The organism is Streptomyces sp. YIM S03343, assembly GCF_054729195.1.
The window spans coordinates 90,557-107,416 of record NZ_JBPUKX010000003.1; the positions used below are offsets into that span (position 1 = coordinate 90,557).

2 protein-coding genes and 1 pseudogene (1 of these 3 running past the window's edge) are annotated in these 16,860 nt (G+C 74.5%); all 3 read right to left on the minus strand.

Annotated elements, in window-relative coordinates; all coding sequences use genetic code 11:
* Window positions 1-10,134, minus strand: a complete 10,134-nt coding sequence (locus tag ACSYGN_RS40820; protein ID WP_460406246.1) for a type I polyketide synthase — start codon at window positions 10,132-10,134, stop codon at window positions 1-3.
* Window positions 10,135-10,194, minus strand: a pseudogene (locus ACSYGN_RS40825) (polyketide synthase docking domain-containing protein); the annotation flags it as partial.
* Window positions 10,178-16,860: the end of a type I polyketide synthase gene (locus ACSYGN_RS40830; RefSeq protein WP_460405948.1), read on the minus strand. 17,716 nt of this gene lie beyond the right edge of the window; 6,683 of the gene's 24,399 nt are visible here — the last part of the coding sequence; the start codon falls outside the window, past its right edge; the stop codon is at window positions 10,178-10,180. The pseudogene ACSYGN_RS40825 and the gene ACSYGN_RS40830, both read right to left, overlap by 17 nt.

Here is a 16,860-nt window from a genome sequence, read left to right on the forward strand (position 1 = left end):
TCAGGAAATGCCGAGGTCGTTCTCGATGAAGGCGAAGATCTCGTCCGCGCCCGCGGAGTTGATCCGTTCGCTGACGTCGTCGGAGGCGGTCGCGGGCGCCGTGGTGCCGTCCGTTCCGTCCCACCGCGCCAGCAGTGACCGCAGCCGCACACCGATCCGCTCCCGCCTGCTGTCGTCGTCCGGCAGCTCCCCCAACGCCGTCTCCAGGCGGTCGAGTTCGCCGAGCACCCGGGCGGCGCCGTCCGTGCCCTCGGTGAGCCTGCCGCGCAGATATCCGGCCAGGGCCGTCGCGTTGGGCTGGTCGAACAGGAGCGTGGCGGGCAGCACGAGGCCGGTGACGGCGCCGAGCCGGTTGCGCAGTTCGACGGCGGTGAGGGAATCAAAGCCGAGAGCGTTGAAGGCCCGGGTCGCGCCGATACCGTCGGTGTCGGCGTGGCCGAGGACCCCGGCAACCTGGGTGCGGACCAGGGTGAGCAGGGTGCGGTCCTGCTCGGCGGCCGACTGCCCGGCGAGCCGGGCGCGCAGCGCGTCCACGCCCTCGCCGTCGCCGCTGTCCGCAGGGCGGGCGACGGCCAGTTCGCGGACCTCGGGCAGATCGGACAGCAGGGCGCTGCGCCGGGTTGCGGCGAAGCCCGCGGCGAACCGCGCCCAGTCGACGTCGGCCACGGCGACGGCGGCGTCGCGGCGGGCCAGGGCGCGGCCGATGGCCTGCGGGGCGCGCTCCGGGTCCAGCGGGGTCATACCGCCGCGCCGCATCCGCTGCTCGGTGTCGGTGGACTGCGCGGCCATACCGCCTCCGGCCCACGGGCCCCACGCCAGCGACACGGCGGGGAGTCCGGCAGCCCGACGTCGCTGGGCGAGGGCGTCCAAGTATGCGTTGGCGGCTGCGTAGTTGGCCTGGCCGATGGTGCCGAGGGTGCCGGTCACCGAGGAGTACAGGACAAAAGCCGTCAGCTCTCGGTCGCGGGTCAGCTCATCGAGGTTGCGGGCAGCGGCGAGCTTCGGCCGCAGTACGGTCTCCAGGCTGTCCGGCGTCAACGTGTCGACGAGACGGTCGTCGAGCACTCCGGCCGTGTGCACCACGGCGTCCACCGGGTGTTCGGCGAGCAGCGCGGCGAGGGCGTCACGGTCGGCGACGTCACAGGCAGCGATCACCAGCTCGGTGCCGGTGCCGTCGAGCGCGGCCTTGAGCCCGGCCGCGCCGTCCGCCCCGGCGCCGGAACGGCTGACCGCCAGCACCCGCCCGACGCCCTGCTCGGCCAGCCAGGCGGCGGTGCGGACACCGAGGGCGCCGGTGGCGCCGGTCAGCAGGACGACGGTGCCATGCCAGTCGACGGGGGCCCCAGGGGTGCCGGGGGTGCCGGGGATGCGCTCCAGGCGTCGTAGGAAGGTCCCGGAGCCGCGTACCACGACCTGGTCCTCGCCGTCGCGGGCCGCGAGGACCGTGCACAGACGGCGGGCCACGTCCTCGGCGACCGGTGTGCCGGTCCCGGCGGGCAGATCGGCCAGGCCACCCCAGCTCACCGGGTACTCCAGGGCCGCGGTGCGGCCGTAGCCCCAGACGGCGGCCTGCTCGGGCGACTCGGGTGCCTCCTGGGCGTGCACGCCGACGGCGCCCGCGGTCAGGCACCACAGAGGCGCCGAGGAGCCCGCCGTGTCGAGCGCCTGGGTCAGGGCGACCGTGGCGGCGAGGCCGCTCGGGGTCGCCGGGTGGCCGGGCAGCGGCCGTACATCGGCGGCCAGCAGCGACAGCACACCGGTCACCGCAGATTCCTCGTATCGGCCCAACTGCACTATCAGCCCGGCACGTTCGGCCGCAGCGCAGTCCACCGGCACCGGCACCACCTCCGCGCCATGCGCCCGCAGCGCGTCGGCGACCGAGGTGGCCCAGGGGCCGTCCGCCAGGGTGTCGGGCACCGGCAGCAGCCAGGTGCCGGTGAGGGCGGCGGCGGCCTCGTCGGCGGCGGGCTTCCATACGACCCGGTGTTCCCAGCCCGCCGCCTCTGCCGACTGCCGGCCCTCTCGGCGCCACGAGGCGAGCGCGGGCAGTACGGCGTCCAGGGCGTCCAGGGGTGCGCCCGCGTCGAGACCGAGCCGGGCGGCCAGGTCACGCGGGTCGCCCTGCTCGACCAGCTCCCAGAACCCGTCGTCCGCACCCGTGCTCTCGGGCGCCTTCGCGGCGGACTCCAGCCAGTAGCGCTCGCGTTGGAAGGCGTAGGTGGGGAGGTCTGCGGTGCGGCGGGCGTCGGGGGCGTGGAGCCGGGCGGGGTCGGCTCCGGCGCCGCGCGCGTGGAGCAGGCCCGCGGCGAGCAGGGCGGTGCGGCGTTCGTCGCTGTCGCGCCGCAACAGGGGTACGGCAGCCAGGGCGGCGGGGTCGGCGGCGCTGTCGGCGACCATGGTGGTCAGGGTGGCGTCGGGGCCGAGTTCGACGTACGTGGTGACGCCGTGGTCCTCCAAGGCGCGCACCCCGTCGCGGAAGCGGACCGCCTCGCGCACATGACGGGTCCAGTAGGCGGCGGTGCGCAGGTCGTCGCCCTCGGCGAGCCGTCCGGTGACGTCGGAGACGACCGGGGTGGTCGGCTCGGCATAGGTGACACCGGCGGCGACCTGCTCGAACTCGTCGAGCATGGCGTCCATGCGCGGCGAGTGGAAGGCGTGGCTGACGCTTAGGCGCCGGGTGCGGCGGCCACGGGCGGTGAACTCGTCGGCGATGCGCTCCACTTGGTCTTCGTCGCCGGAGACGACGACGGACGCGGGGCCGTTGATCGCGGCGATGCCGACGCGGTCGGTGAACCCGTCGAGCAGGGGCAGTACCTCGTCCTCGGTCGCCTCTACGGCGGTCATCGCGCCGCCCTCGGGCAGCTCCTGCATCAGCCGTCCGCGCGCGGCGACCAGGGCGCAGGCGTCCTCCAAGGTGAGGATGCCCGCGGCGTGGGCGGCGGTCAGCTCGCCGATGGAGTGACCGGCGAGGGCGTCGGGGCGGGCGCCCCAGGAGTGGACCAGGGCGTGGGCGGCGGTGCCTACGGCGAACAGGGCGGCCTGGGTGTGGGCGGTGCGGCCGAGGAGGTCGGCCTCGGGGGTGCCGTCGGTGCTGAGGACGACCGCGCTCAGCGGAGGGCCGTCGAGGTGCCGGTCGAGTTCGGCGCAGACCCGGTCGAACGTCTCGGCGTACACCGGGTAGGTCTCGTACAACCCGCGGCCCATGCCGGGGCGTTGAGCACCCTGCCCGCTGAACAGGAACGCCGTTTTGCCGCCGGCCCCGGTGACTCCGGTGACCGTGCCGGGGGCGGCCGAGCCCTGGCTCACGGCTTCGAGCGCGGCCAGCAGTTCGGCGGTGTCGGCGGCGACGGTGGCGGCGCGGTGGTCGAGGGTGTGGCGGGCCTCGGTGAGGGTGCGGGCAAGGTCGCGCGGGTCGGTGGCGGGGTGGGCGAGGAGGTGGGCGCGCAGCCGGGCGGCCTGGGCGCGCAGCGCGCCGGGGGCGTGCCCGGAGAGGGTGAACAGGCGCGGTTCCTGGGTGGCCTCGGCTCGCGGGGGTACGGCGTCCTCGGCGGGCGCCTCCTCCAGGACGACATGGGCGTTGCTGCCGCTGATGCCGAAGGAGGACACCCCGGCGCGGCGCGGGCGGGCGGGGTCGGCGGGCCAGGGGTGGGGTTCGGTGAGCAGTTCGATGGCGCCGCCGGACCAGTCGACGTGCCGGGAGGGCTGGTCGATGTGGAGGGTGCGGGGCAGTTCGCCGTGCCGCATCGCCATGACCATCTTGATGACTCCGGCGGCGCCCGCCGCGGCCTGGGTGTGGCCGAAGTTGGACTTGGCGGAGCCGAGCAGCAGCGGCCGGTCCGCGGGGCGTTCCCTGCCGTAGGTGGCGAACAGGGCGCGGGCCTCGATGGGGTCGCCGAGGGAGGTGCCGGTGCCGTGCGCCTCGACTGCGTCGACGTCGGCCGGGGAGAGCCCGCCGGAGCCGAGGGCCTGGCGGATGACGCGTTCCTGGGAGGGGCCGTTGGGTGCGGTGAGCCCGTTGGAGGCGCCGTCCTGGTTGGTGGCCGAGCCCCGGACCACCGCCAGCACGGGGTGGCCTTGGCGGCGGGCGTCGGAGAGGCGTTCCAGAAGCAGTACGCCGACGCCCTCGGAGAAGCTGGTGCCGTCGGCGTCGTCGGAGAACGCCTTGCAACGGCCGTCCGCGGCAAGGCCGTTCTGCGCGGTGAACTCGGTGTAGGTACCGGGGGTCGCCATCACGGTGACGCCTCCGGCGAGCGCCATGCCGCACTCGCCGGTGCGCAGGGCGTGCGCGGCCAGGTGGAGGGCGACGAGCGCGGAGGAGCAGGCGGTGTCGATGGTCATAGTGGGGCCTTCGAGGCCGAAGGTGTAGGCGACGCGGCCGGAGATGACGCTGCCGGACACGCCGAGCCCGATGTAGCCCTCCATGCCCTCGGGGATGTCGGCCAGCCCGGAGGCGTATCCGGAGCCCATGGCGCCGACGAACACACCGGTACGGCTGCCGCGCAGCGACAGCGGGTCGATCCCGGCGCGCTCGAACACCTCCCAGGACGATTCGAGGAGCAGCCGCTGCTGGGGGTCCATGGCGAGGGCCTCGCGCGGGGAGATGCCGAACAGGGCGGCGTCGAAGTGGGTGGCGCCGTAGAGGAATCCGGCCTGGAGTCCGGGGAGGCGGTCGAGGTCCCAGCCGCGGTCGGTGGGGAACGCGGAGATGGCGTCGCCGCCGCCGGCGACGAACCGCCACAGGTCCTCGGGCGAGCTGACACCGCCGGGGTACTGGCAGGCCATGCCGATGATGACGACCGGGTCGTCGTCGGCGGCAGCGACTGTCGGTATCTCCGACTGGACGGTGCCGCCGCCGAGTTCCTCGCGCAGATGGCGGGCGAGGGCGGCGGGGCGGGGGTGGTCGAAGACGAGGGTGGCGGGCAAGCGCAGTCCCGTCTCGGCGCCCAGGCGGTTGCGTAGTTCGACGGAGGTCAGCGAGTCGAAGCCGAGGTCGCGGAAGGACTGGTCGGCGCCGACGGCTCCGGCGGAGCCGTGGCCGAGGGCGGTGGCCGCGTGGCGGCGCACCAGGTCCAGCAACAGCCGTTCCTGGTCGGCGGGTTCGAGTCCGGTCAGCTTGGCGGCCAGGCGCGGCGCGTCCCCGGCGCCCGCCTCGACGGTGCGGCGTGCCGGGGCGCGGACCAGGCCGCGCAGCAGCACGGGGAGCCGTCCGGCACCGGCCGCGCCACGCAGGGCCGCTGTGTCCAACTTGAGCGGGGCGAGCAGCGGTTCGTCGGTGGTGAGGGCGGCGTCGAGGAGGGCGAGGCCCTGCTCGGCGGTGAGGGCGGGCAGTCCGGAGGCGGCGATCCGCTGGACGTCGTCGGCGCCGAGTCCGCCGGTCATGCCGCCGTCGCCCTCCCACAGGGTCCAGGCGAGGGAGGTCGCGGGCAGTCCATTGGCCCGGCGGTGCTGGGCGAGGGCGTCCAACACCGTGTTGGCGGCGGCGTAGTTGGCCTGTCCGGCGCCGCCGAGGAGTCCGGAGGCGGAGGAGAACAGTACGAACGCCGTCAGGTCGGCGTCCCGGGTGGCGTGGTGGAGGGCGAGCGCGGAGGCCGCCTTTGCGTGCAGTACGGCGGCCAGGCGGGCGGGGGTGAGCGAGCCGAAGACGCCGTCGTCGAGGAGTCCGGCGGTGTGCACGACGCCGCGCAGCGGGCGGTCGGCGGGGATGCGGGCGAGGAGGGAGGCGAGGGCTTCGGGGTCGGCGGTGTCGCACGCCTCTACGGCCACTTCCGCGCCCTCGGCGGTGAGTTCGGCCGCGAGTTCGGCGGCGCCGGGGGCTGCGGGGCCCCGGCGGGACGCGAGGACGAGGCTGCGTACACCGTGCCGGGCGACGAGGTGGCGGGCGACCAGCGCGCCGAGGAATCCGGTGCCGCCGGTGATCAGGACGGTGCCTTCGGGGTCCCAGGGGGTGGCAGCGGTGTCGGCCGCGGGTACGCGGGTCAGGCGTGGGGTGTGCAACGTGCCTTCGCGGAGGGCGAGTTGCGGCTCGCCGGTGGCGAGGGCGGCGGCCAGGACGGGGGCGGTGGGGGCTTCGGTGCCGGTGTCGAGGAGGACCAGCCGGCCCGGGTTCTCGGTCTGCGCAGACCGGACCAGGCCCCAGACCGCCGCGGCGGCCAGGTCGGGGACGTCCTCCCCGTCCCGTACGGCGACGGCGCCCCGGGTGAGGACGACGAGCGGGGCGTCGGCGGCCAGCCATGTCTGGACGGCGTTCAGAACATGGGCGGCGACCGCGTCGGGCTCCCCGGTAGGCACCGGCAGCAGTACGGCGTCGGCGGCCTCGCCCTCGGGCAGCTCACCGGGCCCGGCCACCCGGGGCCAGGCGGTGTCAAGGCGGTCGTCGGAGTCCCCGGCGACGTACCACCGGCCCGCCTCAGCAGCCCCGCCGCTCTCGACCGGGCTCCACGTCACCCGGTGCAGTGCCCCGGCACCCTGCGGTACGGCTCCCCGCAGGGCGTCCGGGGAGACCGGACGGGAGACCAGCGTGCCGACGCTCGCCACCGGACGCCCCTCGGCGTCGGCGATCTGCAGCGCGACCCCGCCTGCGCCGGACGGCGCGATGCGCACCCGCAGCCGAGTGGCGCCGACGGCGTGCAGCCGGACCCCGCTCCAGGAGAACGGCAGCCCGACCCCACCCGGACCGTCCTCACCGTCCTCACCGGCCGCCGGACCGGCGAGTTGGGCGTGCAGGGCGGCGTCGAGGAGCGCGGGGTGGAGGCCGTAGCGTGCCGCCTCCTTGTGCTGGTCCTCGGGCAGCGCGACCTCGGCGTACCAGGCGCCGCCCGCCCGCCAGACGGCCTTCAGGCCCTGGAAGACGGGGCCGTACTGGTAGCCGGTGGCGGCGAGGGCGTCGTAGAAGCCGTCGAGCGCCACGGCAGCGGCGCCGGGCGGCGGCCAGGCGGCCAGGGCGAAGGAGTGGTCAGTGGGCGGATCGAAGGACTGCTCGGCGGCCGGGGTGGCGGCGAGGACCGCCGAGGCGTGCCGAGTCCACTCGCCGTCCGTGTTGTCCGTGTCGCCCAGGTGCTCTGGCCGGGCGTGCACGGTCAGGGTGCGGCGGCCTGAGCCGTCGGGGGCGCCGACGACGAGCTGGAGCTGGACCGCGCCCTTCTCCGGCAGGACGAGCGGCGCCTCCAGCGTCAGCTCCTCCAGCAGATCGCAGCCCACCGTGTCGCCCGCGTGCAGGGCGAGTTCGGCGAAGGCGGTGCCGGGGAGCAGGATCGCGCCGGAGACGGTGTGGTCGGCGAGCCAGGGCTGGGTGCGGGTGGAGAGCAGTCCGGTGAGCAGCACCCGGTCGTCGTCGGCGACCCGGACGACGGCGCTGAGCAGCGGGTGTCCGGTGCTGCCGAGGCCCGCGGCGGTGAGGTCTCCGGCGGCGCGGGCGCTCATGCGCAGCCAGTAGTTCTCGCGCTGGAAGGCGTACGTCGGCAGCTCCACGCGCGCCGCCCCGGCGGGAGCGGGGCCGAGCAGCCGCTGCCAGTCGACGGGGCCGCCGTGCGCGAACAGCCCGGCGACGGCGGTGAGCAGCGTCCGCGCCTCGGGCCGGTCCTTGCGCAGGGCGGCGAGGCAGACCCGCTCGGTGGTGTCGTCGGGCAGGGAGGTGCGGGCCAGCGCGGTGAGCGTGCTGTCGGGGCCGACCTCCATGAACCGGCTGACCCCGTGCCCGGCGAGCCAGGAGACTCCGTCGGCGAAGCGGACGGGCTGCCGCAGATGGCGAACCCAGTAGTCGGGCGAGCGCAGTTCGGCGGCGGTGGCGGGGCGGCCGGTGAGGTTGGAGACGACGGTGATGCGAGGCTCGTGGTAGGTGACGGACTCGGCGACGGTGCGGAACTCGTCGAGCGCGGCGTCCATCCGGGCGCTGTGGAAGGCGTGGCTGACGTCGAGGCGTTTCGTCCGCCGTCCCCTGGCGCGCAGTTGCTCGGCGACCGCCTCGACGGCGGCCTCGTCGCCCGACAGTACGGTGGAGGCGGGGCCGTTGACTGCGGCGATGCCAACAGCGTTGCCGTGGCCTTCCAGCAGGGGCAGCACCTCGTCCTCGGTGGCCTCCACAGAGATCATCGCCCCGCCGGACGGCAATGCCTGCATGATCCGCCCGCGAGCGGCGACCAGCCGGCAGGCGTCGGCGAGCGACCACACCCCGGCGACATGCGCGGCGGACAGCTCACCCAGCGAATGCCCCACCAGATAGCGGGGCTTGACGCCCCACGACTCCAGCAGGCGGTACAGGGCGACCTCTACGGCGAAGAGGGCGGGCTGGGTGAGGTCGGTGCGGTCGAGAACACCTGGTTCGGAGGGCTGGAACACCAAGTCCTTGAGGGAGCGGCCCAGTTCGGTGTCGAGGTGGGCGCAGATCTCGTCGAAGGCCGCGGCGAACGCGGGGAAGGTCTCGTACAGCTCCCGTCCCATGCCGGGGCGTTGGGCGCCCTGCCCGGAGAACAGGAAGGCGGTGGCGCCGCGCAGGGCCCGGCCGGTGACGATGCCCGGTACAGAGGTAGCCCCGTCCTCGGCCTCCATGAGTGCGGCCAGGGCGGCCGTGTGGTTCTCGGCGAGGACGACCGCGCGGTGCTCGAAGAGCTGGCGGGTGGTGAGGAGGGCGCGGGCGACGGCGGCAGGCTCGGCCGACGCGACGCCGGGGTCGGCGACAAGCCGGGCGGCCTGACCGCGCAGGGCGGCGGCACTGCGGGCGGAGACGATCCAGGGGACGACGGGCGCGGCGCCGACTGTCTCTACGGGCGCCTCACCGGGAGCCGGCTCCTCGGGGGGCGCCGACTCCAGGATCGTATGGGCGTTGGTGCCGCTGATGCCGAACGACGAGACGGCGGCCCGGCGCGGACGGTCGGGCTCCGAGGGCCGGGAGGGCCAGTCGGCGGGCTCGGTGAGCAGCCGGACATGGCCCGCCGACCAGTCGACGTGGGTCGACGGTTCGCTGATGTGCAGGCTGCGGGGCAGTCGGCCGTGCCGCAGCGCCATGACCGTCTTGATGACGCTGGCGACGCCCGCCGCGGCCTGGGTGTGGCCGAGGTTGGATTTGAGGGAGCCGAGCAGCAGCGGGTGTTCGGCGTCGTGGGCCTGGCCGTAGGTGGCGAGGAGGGCCTGGGCCTCGATGGGGTCGCCGAGGGAGGTGCCGGTGCCGTGGGCGTCGACGGCGTCGATGTCGGCGGCGGTGAGCCCCGCGCTCGCGAGGGCCTGCTCGATGACGCGCTGCTGGGCGGGGCCGTTGGGCGCGGTGAGGCCGTTGGATGCGCCGTCGGAGTTGACGGCGGAGCCGCGGACGACGGCGAGCACGGGGTGGCCGCCTCGCCGTGCGTCGGAGAGGCGTTCGACGAGCAGCATGCCGACGCCCTCGGACCAGCCGGTGCCGTCGGCGTCGTCGGAGAACGCCTTGCAGCGGCCGTCGGGAGCGAGACCGCGCTGCCTGCTGAACTCGAAGAGCAGCCCGGGCGTGGCCATGACGGCGACGCCGCCGGCCATCGCGAGGTCGCACTCTCCGGACCGCAGGGCCTGCACCGCCCAGTGCAGGGCGACCAGGCTGGAGGAGCAGGCGGTGTCGACGGTGACGGTGGGGCCCTCCAGGCCGAGGACGTAGGAGATACGGCCGGAGGCGACGGAGGTGGCGTTGCCCGCGAGCATCAGCCCGTGGACGTCCTCGGGCACCTCGACCGGGCCTTGGCCGTAGCCGGAGCCGGCGGCGCCGACGAAGACGCCGGTGGCGCTGCCGCGCAGGGCGGCGGGCGGGATCCCGGCCCGCTCCAGGAGTTCCCAGGATGCCTCCAGGAGCAGCCGCTGCTGGGGGTCGGTGGCGAGGGCCTCTCGGGGGCTCATCCCGAAGAAGGCGGCGTCGAAAGCGGCGGCGTCGCGCAGATAGCCGCCCTCACGGGTGGAGAAGGTGCCGGGTTTGTCCGGGTCGGGGTCGAAGCGGTCCTCGATGTCCCAGCCGCGGTCGTCGGGCAGCGGTCCGATGGCGTCGCCGCCCTCGTCGACGAGCCGCCACAGGTCTTCGGGGGTGGCGACCGAGCGGGGAAAGCGGCAGCTCATCGCGACGACGGCGATGGGTTCGCGCTGCCGGTCCTCGACGTCCTGGAGCTGACGGCGGGTCTGCCGCAGCTCTGCCGTCACCCGCTTGAGGTACTCGACGTACTTGCCGTCGTCAGCCACGTGTGTCACTTCCTTGACCCGGGCCGGGCAGCGCGCCCAGCTCCCTGTCGATGAGGTCGAACAGCTCGTCGGCGGTCTCGACCGCGGCCAGTTCCCCGTCACCGTCACCGTTGACTGCGGCATCGGCGTCCGCCGCGGTGACCGCGACCCGCTCGCCCGACCAGCGGGCCAGCAGGTCCCGCAGCCGGTCGGTGACGCGGGCGCGGGCGTCGGCGTCGTCGCCGCCGGTGAGGTCCGTGCCGCCCAGCGCGGCCTCCAGCCGGTCCAGCTCGGCCAGCAGGGCCTGCGCGCCGCCGGGGGCGTCGGGCAGGTCGAGGCCGGTGAGCAGATGGCGGACCAGGGCGGTGGGCGTCGGGTAGTCGAAGACGAGGGTCGCCGGGAGCCGCAATGCGGTGACGGCGCCCAGCCGGTTGCGGAGTTCGACCGCGGTGAGCGAGTCGAAACCGAGTTCCTTGAAGGTCTGGTCGGGCTCGACGAGGTCCGCGGAGGCATGGCCGAGGACGGCCGCGGCCTGTTCGGCGACCGCGTCGAGCAGCAGCAGTTCACGGTCGGCGGCGGACAGCGGGGCCAGCCGCTCGGCCAGCGTCTGGGCGGCGTCTTCTCTGCTGGTCGCGGTGGTCTCGGCGCGGCGGCGGGCGGGGGCCTTGACCATGCCGCGCAGCAGCGGCGGCAGGACGTCGGCGTGCTCGCGCAGGGCGGCGTGGTCGACGTCCATGGGCAGCAGTACGGCGCGGTCGGTGGCCGGTCCCGCGTCGAGGAGCCGCATGCCGAGGGTGGCGTCGAGCGGGACCATGCCGGTCCTGGCGTGCCGGTCGCGGTCGGCCTGGCTGAGCTCGCCGGTCATGCCCGCGTCGGGCAGCCAGGTGCCCCAGGCGAGCGTGGTGGCGGGCAGGCCCAGGTCGCGGCGGTGGTGGGCGAAGGCGTCCAGGAAGGCGTTGGCGGCCGAGTAGTTGGCCTGTCCGGCGCCGCCGAAGGTGCCCGCGACGGAGGAGAACACCACGAACCGGGCGAGGTCCAGATCGCGGGTCAGCTCGTGCAGGGCGATTACGGCGTCGGCCTTGGGCCGCAGGGACCGGTCGATGCGTTCCGGGGTCATCGAGGAGATCACGCCGTCCGCGAGGACGCCCGCCGTGTGGATCACGGCGGTCAGCGGGTGCTCGTCGGGTACGGCGCCGAGCAGCGCGGCGAGCGCGTCCCGGTCGGCGACGTCGCAGGCGACGACGGAGACCTCGGCGCCCAAGTCGGTCAGCTCGGCGGCGAGTTCGGCGGCGCCGGGTGCGTCGGGGCCCTTGCGTCCGGCGAGCACCAGGTGCCGTACGCCGTGCTCGGCGACCAGATGGCGGGCGGTGATCCGGCCGAGGCCGCCGGTGCCGCCGGTGACCAGGACGGTGCCCTCCGGGTCGACGGCGACCGGCATGGTCAGGACCACCTTGCCGATGTGGCGGGCCTGGCTGAGGTGGCGGAACGCGTCGGGCGCGCGCCGTACGTCGAACACGGTCAGCGGCAGCGGCGGCAGCGCGCCCGCCTCGAACAGGGCGAACAGTTCACGCAGGATCACGCCGATACGGTCGGGCCCGGCCTCGACGAGGTCGAACGCCTGGTAGGCCACGCCCGGGTGGTCGGCGGCGACCTGGGCCGGGTCGCGGACATCGGTCTTGCCCATCTCCAGGAAGCGCCCGCCGCGCGGCAGCAGCCGCAGCGAGGCGTCCACGAACTCCCGTGCCAGCGAGTCGAGTACGACGTCCACGCCGCGCCCGCCGGTGGCCTCCAGGAACAGTTTCTCGAAGCCGAGGTCGCGGGACGAGGCGATGTGGGCGTCGTCGAGGCCCGCCGCGCGCAGCGCGTCCCATTTTCCGGGGCTCGCGGTGCCGTAGACCTCGGCGCCGAGGTGGCGGGCGAGGTGCAGGGCGGCCGTGCCTACCCCGCCGGCGGCGGCGTGCACCAGCACGGACTGGCCGGGGCGCAGCCCGCCGAGGTCGATCAGGCCGTAGTAGGCGGTCAGATAGACGATGGGCACGGTGGCGGCCTGGGCGAAGCTCCAGCCGCCCGGCACCCGTACGACCATCCGCTCGTCGGCGACGGCGAGCGGTCCGAACGCCCCGGCGAACATGCCCATCACCCGGTCGCCGGGCGCGAACTCGACGACCTCGGCGCCGACTTCGGTGATCACACCGGCACCCTCCAGACCGATCGCGGTGGCGTCGCCCGGGTACATGCCGAGCGCGGTGAGCACATCGCGGAAGTTGACGCCCGCCGCGCGCATCGAGATACGGACCTCGCGGGGGGCGAGCGGCGCCGTCGCGTCGGGGCACTCGGCCAGCCGCAGGCTCTCCAGCGTGCCGCGCTCCTCGACGCCGAGACGCCACGCCTTCGTCTGCGTCTCCGTCTCCGTCTCCGGGGGTTCGGTGAGTGCCCGCCGCGGGTCGAGCGGCACGATGCGCGGGGCGGTCACCGTGCCTTCCCTGACGGCGAGTTCGAGGCCCCCGGTGGCGAGGGCGGCGGGCAGCACGGCCGCCGACGCCGGGTCGGTGTCGAGGTCTGCGAGCAGGAAACGGCCGGGGTTCTCGGAGCGGGCGGCGCGAACCAGGCCCCAGGCGGTGGCCTGCGCCGGGTCGGCGGGGCGGACTCCGACGCGCATGGCGTCCCGGGTGACGACGGCCAACCGGGCGTGTGCGAAACGGGGTTCGTCGAGCCATTCCTGGACGAGGGCGAGGGTGGTGTGGGCGGTGCGGTGGGCGGCGGCGGCCAGGTCGGCTCCGTCCGCGGTGGTGGGTGGGGTGAGGAGTACGGTCTCCGGGATGCCGACGCCGGAGGTGCCGGGGGCTCCGGAGGCGCCGGACGCGGCGAGGGCGGCCAGGTCGGGGTGCACCCGCACCCGGGCACCCGTGCGTTCCAACTCCGCGGCCAGCCGGTCGGCTTCGGCTCCGCCGACCAGGCACACGTCCTGTGCCGTGGTCGCCGAGGTGTCCACCGTCACCGGGTTCCAGTCCAGCTCGTACAGACTCTCCTGACGTGCGGCCCCGATGGTGGATCCGGCGACGTCGCCGGTGAGTTCGCGGAAGGTGAGCGAGCCGACGGTGGCAACGGTACGGCCGGACGGGTCGGCGAGCGCCAGGCTCACCGATTCCTCGCCCTCCTGCACCATCCGCACCCGCAGCGAGTCGGCGCCGGACGCGGTCAGATGGACGCCGTTCCAGGAGAACGGCAGCCGTCCGGCGTCCTTCATCGGCACGAACATCACCGCGTGCAGGGCAGCGTCGAGCAGCGCAGGGTGCAGATCGAACGCCCCGGCGGCCGGGTCGGCGCCCTCGGGCAGCGCGACCTCGGCGAACACCTCCTCGCCGCGCGTCCACACCGACTTCAGGCCCTGGAACAGCGGCCCGTAGAGGTGGCCGCGCTCGGCGAACCGCTCGTAGAAGCCGTCCAGCGGCACTTCGGCTGCGTCGTTCGGCGGCCATACAGCGAAGTCGTACGGGGTCTGCTTCGGCTCGCCGCCGCCGGTCTCGCCACCGCTGGTGAGCAGGCCGGAGGCGTGCAGGATCCACGGCTGGTCCGCACCGGGGTCGGTGCCCTCGGCGGGCTCGGGGCGTGCGTGCACGGAGAGCGGGCGGGCGCCGGTCGGGTCGGGCTCGGCCACCTGCACCTGCAGCTGTACGGCGCCGTGGTCGGGCAGCGGGAGCGGGCTGAGGATGGTCAGTTCCTCCACCCGGTTGCAGCCGACCTGGTCGGCGATGTGCAGGGCGAGGTCGAGGAACCCGGTGGCCGGGAAAAGGGCGGTGCTGGTGAGCGCATGGTCGGCCAGCCAGGTCTGCCCGCGCAGTGACAGGCGCCCGGTGAAGAGGCGGGCCTCCCCGCCGGCCAGCGCGACCTCGGCGCCGAGCAGCGGGTGGGCGGCGCTGCCGAGCCCGGCCGAGCCGACGTCGCCGAGCAGTTGGGGCGGCTTGGGCCAGAACCGCTGCCGTTGGAAGGGGTACGTCGGCAGGTCGGTCGTGCGGGCGCCGGTGCCGTCGAAGACACGCGCCCACTCGACGTCGACGCCCTTCACGAACGCCTGCGCGAGACCGGTGAGCAGTGCTTCCGGTTCGGGGCGGTCCTTGCGGAGGGTGGGGACGAGCAGCGCGTTCTCGCCGTCGGCGACACTGGCGGCGGCGAGGGCGGTGAGGGTGCCGTCGGGGCCGAGCTCCAGGAAGAGGCGGACGCCCCGCTCCTCCAGCGCCCGGATGCCGTCGGCGAACCGGACGGCTTCCCTGACGTGCCGCACCCAGTATTCGGGCGACTCCAACTCCCCTGCGGCAGCGACCTGCCCGGAGACATTGGAGACGACCGCCATGCGGGGCGTGCCGTAGGTGATGCTCTCTGCGACCGTGCGGAAGTCGGCGAGCATCGGCTCCATCAGCGGTGAGTGGAAGGCGTGGGAGACACGGAGGCGAGTGGTGCGGCGGCCGAGAGCAGCGATCTCCTCCGCGAGCACCGATCCGGCGGCCTCGGTTCCCGAAATCACCACCGAGCGGGGGCCGTTGACCGCCGCGATCGACACCTCGTCCGTGAGGAGAGGCGTCACCTCGTCTTCCGTCGCCTCCAGCGCGAACATCGCCCCGCCGGAGGGCAGTTGCTGCATCAGTCGGCCACGGGCGGAGACGAGACGGCAGGCCTCGTCCAGCGACAGCACCCCAGCCACATGCGCAGCGGCCAGCTCACCGACCGAGTGCCCGACCAGGAAATCCGGCCGCACACCCCACGACTCGACGAGCCGGAACAGCGCGACCTCGATCGCGAACAACGCGGGCTGCGCCCAGCCGGTCCGGTTCAGCTCCTCGGCATCCGCACCGAAGACAACCGACTTCAGATCGCCCTCCACCCGCACGGCAACCTCGTCGAAGGCCTCCGCGAACACCGGACAGGCGTCATACAACTCCCGCCCCATCCCCACCCTCTGAGCCCCCTGCCCCGAGAACAGGAACGCGAGTCTGCCCTCGCCGCGGGCAGAGCCGGTGGGCACGGCGACAGGGTCGGGCCGGTCGTCGGCCAGGGCGCGCAGACCCCGTACGAGGGTGTCATGGTCCTCGGCGAGGACGACCGCGCGGTGCTCGAAGACGGAGCGGTGTGCGGCGAGGGAGAGGGCCAGGTCGGCGGGGTTGCGGTAGTCCTGCGGTTGCGGGTCGAGGTGGGCGAGCAGTGCGGTCGCCTGTGCGGCGAGGGCGGCGCGGCTGCGGGCGGTGACCACATAGGGCAACGGACCTTCGGGGAGCGCGAGTTCGCCGGTTGCGGCTTCGGTGATGTCCTCCGCCGCCTCGATGATGACGTGCGCGTTGGTGCCGCTGATGCCGAAGGACGAGACACCGGCGCGGCGGGCGTGGTCGCGGTGGTCGCCGGTGCCGGGCCAGTCGACGGCCTCGGTGAGCAGGCGCACCTCGCCCGACTCCCAGTCGACGTGGGTGGACGGCTGGTCGACGTGCAGGGTGCGGGGCAGGACGCCGTTGCGCAGCGCCAGGACCATCTTGATCACGCCCGCCACACCCGCACCGGCCTGGGTGTGGCCGATGTTGGACTTCACGGAGCCGAGCCAGAGCGGCCGGTCTGCGGGGCGGTCCTGGCCGTAGGTCGCGAGGACGGCCTGGGCCTCGATCGGGTCGCCGAGGGTCGTGCCGGTGCCGTGTGCCTCGACGGCGTCGACCTCGGCCGCCGCCACGCCCGCGTCGGCCAGCGCGGCGCGGATGACGCGCTGCTGCGCGGGTCCGCTGGGGGCACTGAGCCCGTTGGAGGCGCCGTCCTGGTTGACGGCGGAGCCGCGGACCACCGCCAGCACGGGGTGCCCGTTGCGGCGGGCGTCGGACAGCCGCTCGACGAGCAGGATGCCGCCGCCCTCCGAGAACCCGGTGCCGTCGGCCGCGTCGGCGAACGCCTTGCAGCGGCCGTCGGCCGACAGGCCCTGCTGGCGGCTGAAGTCGACGAACAGGCCGGGCGAGGCCATGACGGTCACGCCGCCGGCCAGCGCCAGATCGCACTCGCCCGAGCGCAGCGACCGTACCGCCAGATGCAGCGCCACGAGGGACGCCGAGCAGGCCGTGTCCACCGTCACCGCCGGGCCCTGAAGGCCGAAGGTGTAGGAGAGGCGGCCGGAGACGACGCTGGCGGCGTTGCCGGTCAGCATGTAGCCCTCGAAGTCCTCACCGGAGGCGGCCAGCATGCCGGTGTAGTCCTGGCCGTTGGTGCCCGCGAAGACACCGGTACGGCTGCCCTTCAGGGTCTTGGGGTCGATACCGGCCCGCTCGAACGCCTCCCAGGACATCTCAAGGAGCAGCCGCTGCTGCGGGTCCATGGCGACGGCCTCGCGCGGCGAGATGTTGAAGAACGCCGGGTCGAAGGCGCTGGCGTCGCCGATGAAGCCGCCGGTGCGGGTGGAGACGCGGCCGGGTTTGCCGGGCTCGGGGTCGTAGAGCGCGTCGAGGTCCCAGCCGCGGTCCTCGGGGAACGGTACGAGTCCTTCGGCACCGTCGAGCAGCATGGTCCAGAGCTGCTCGGGGGTCTGGACGTCGCCGGGGAAGCGGCAGCCCATGGCGACGACGGCGATCGGCTCGTCGTCGCGGGGGGCGACGACCGGCAAGGGCGCGGCGGTGACCGGCTGTTGCACCCCGGCGAGTTCGGTGAGCAGATGGGCGGCGAGGGCGTCGCAGG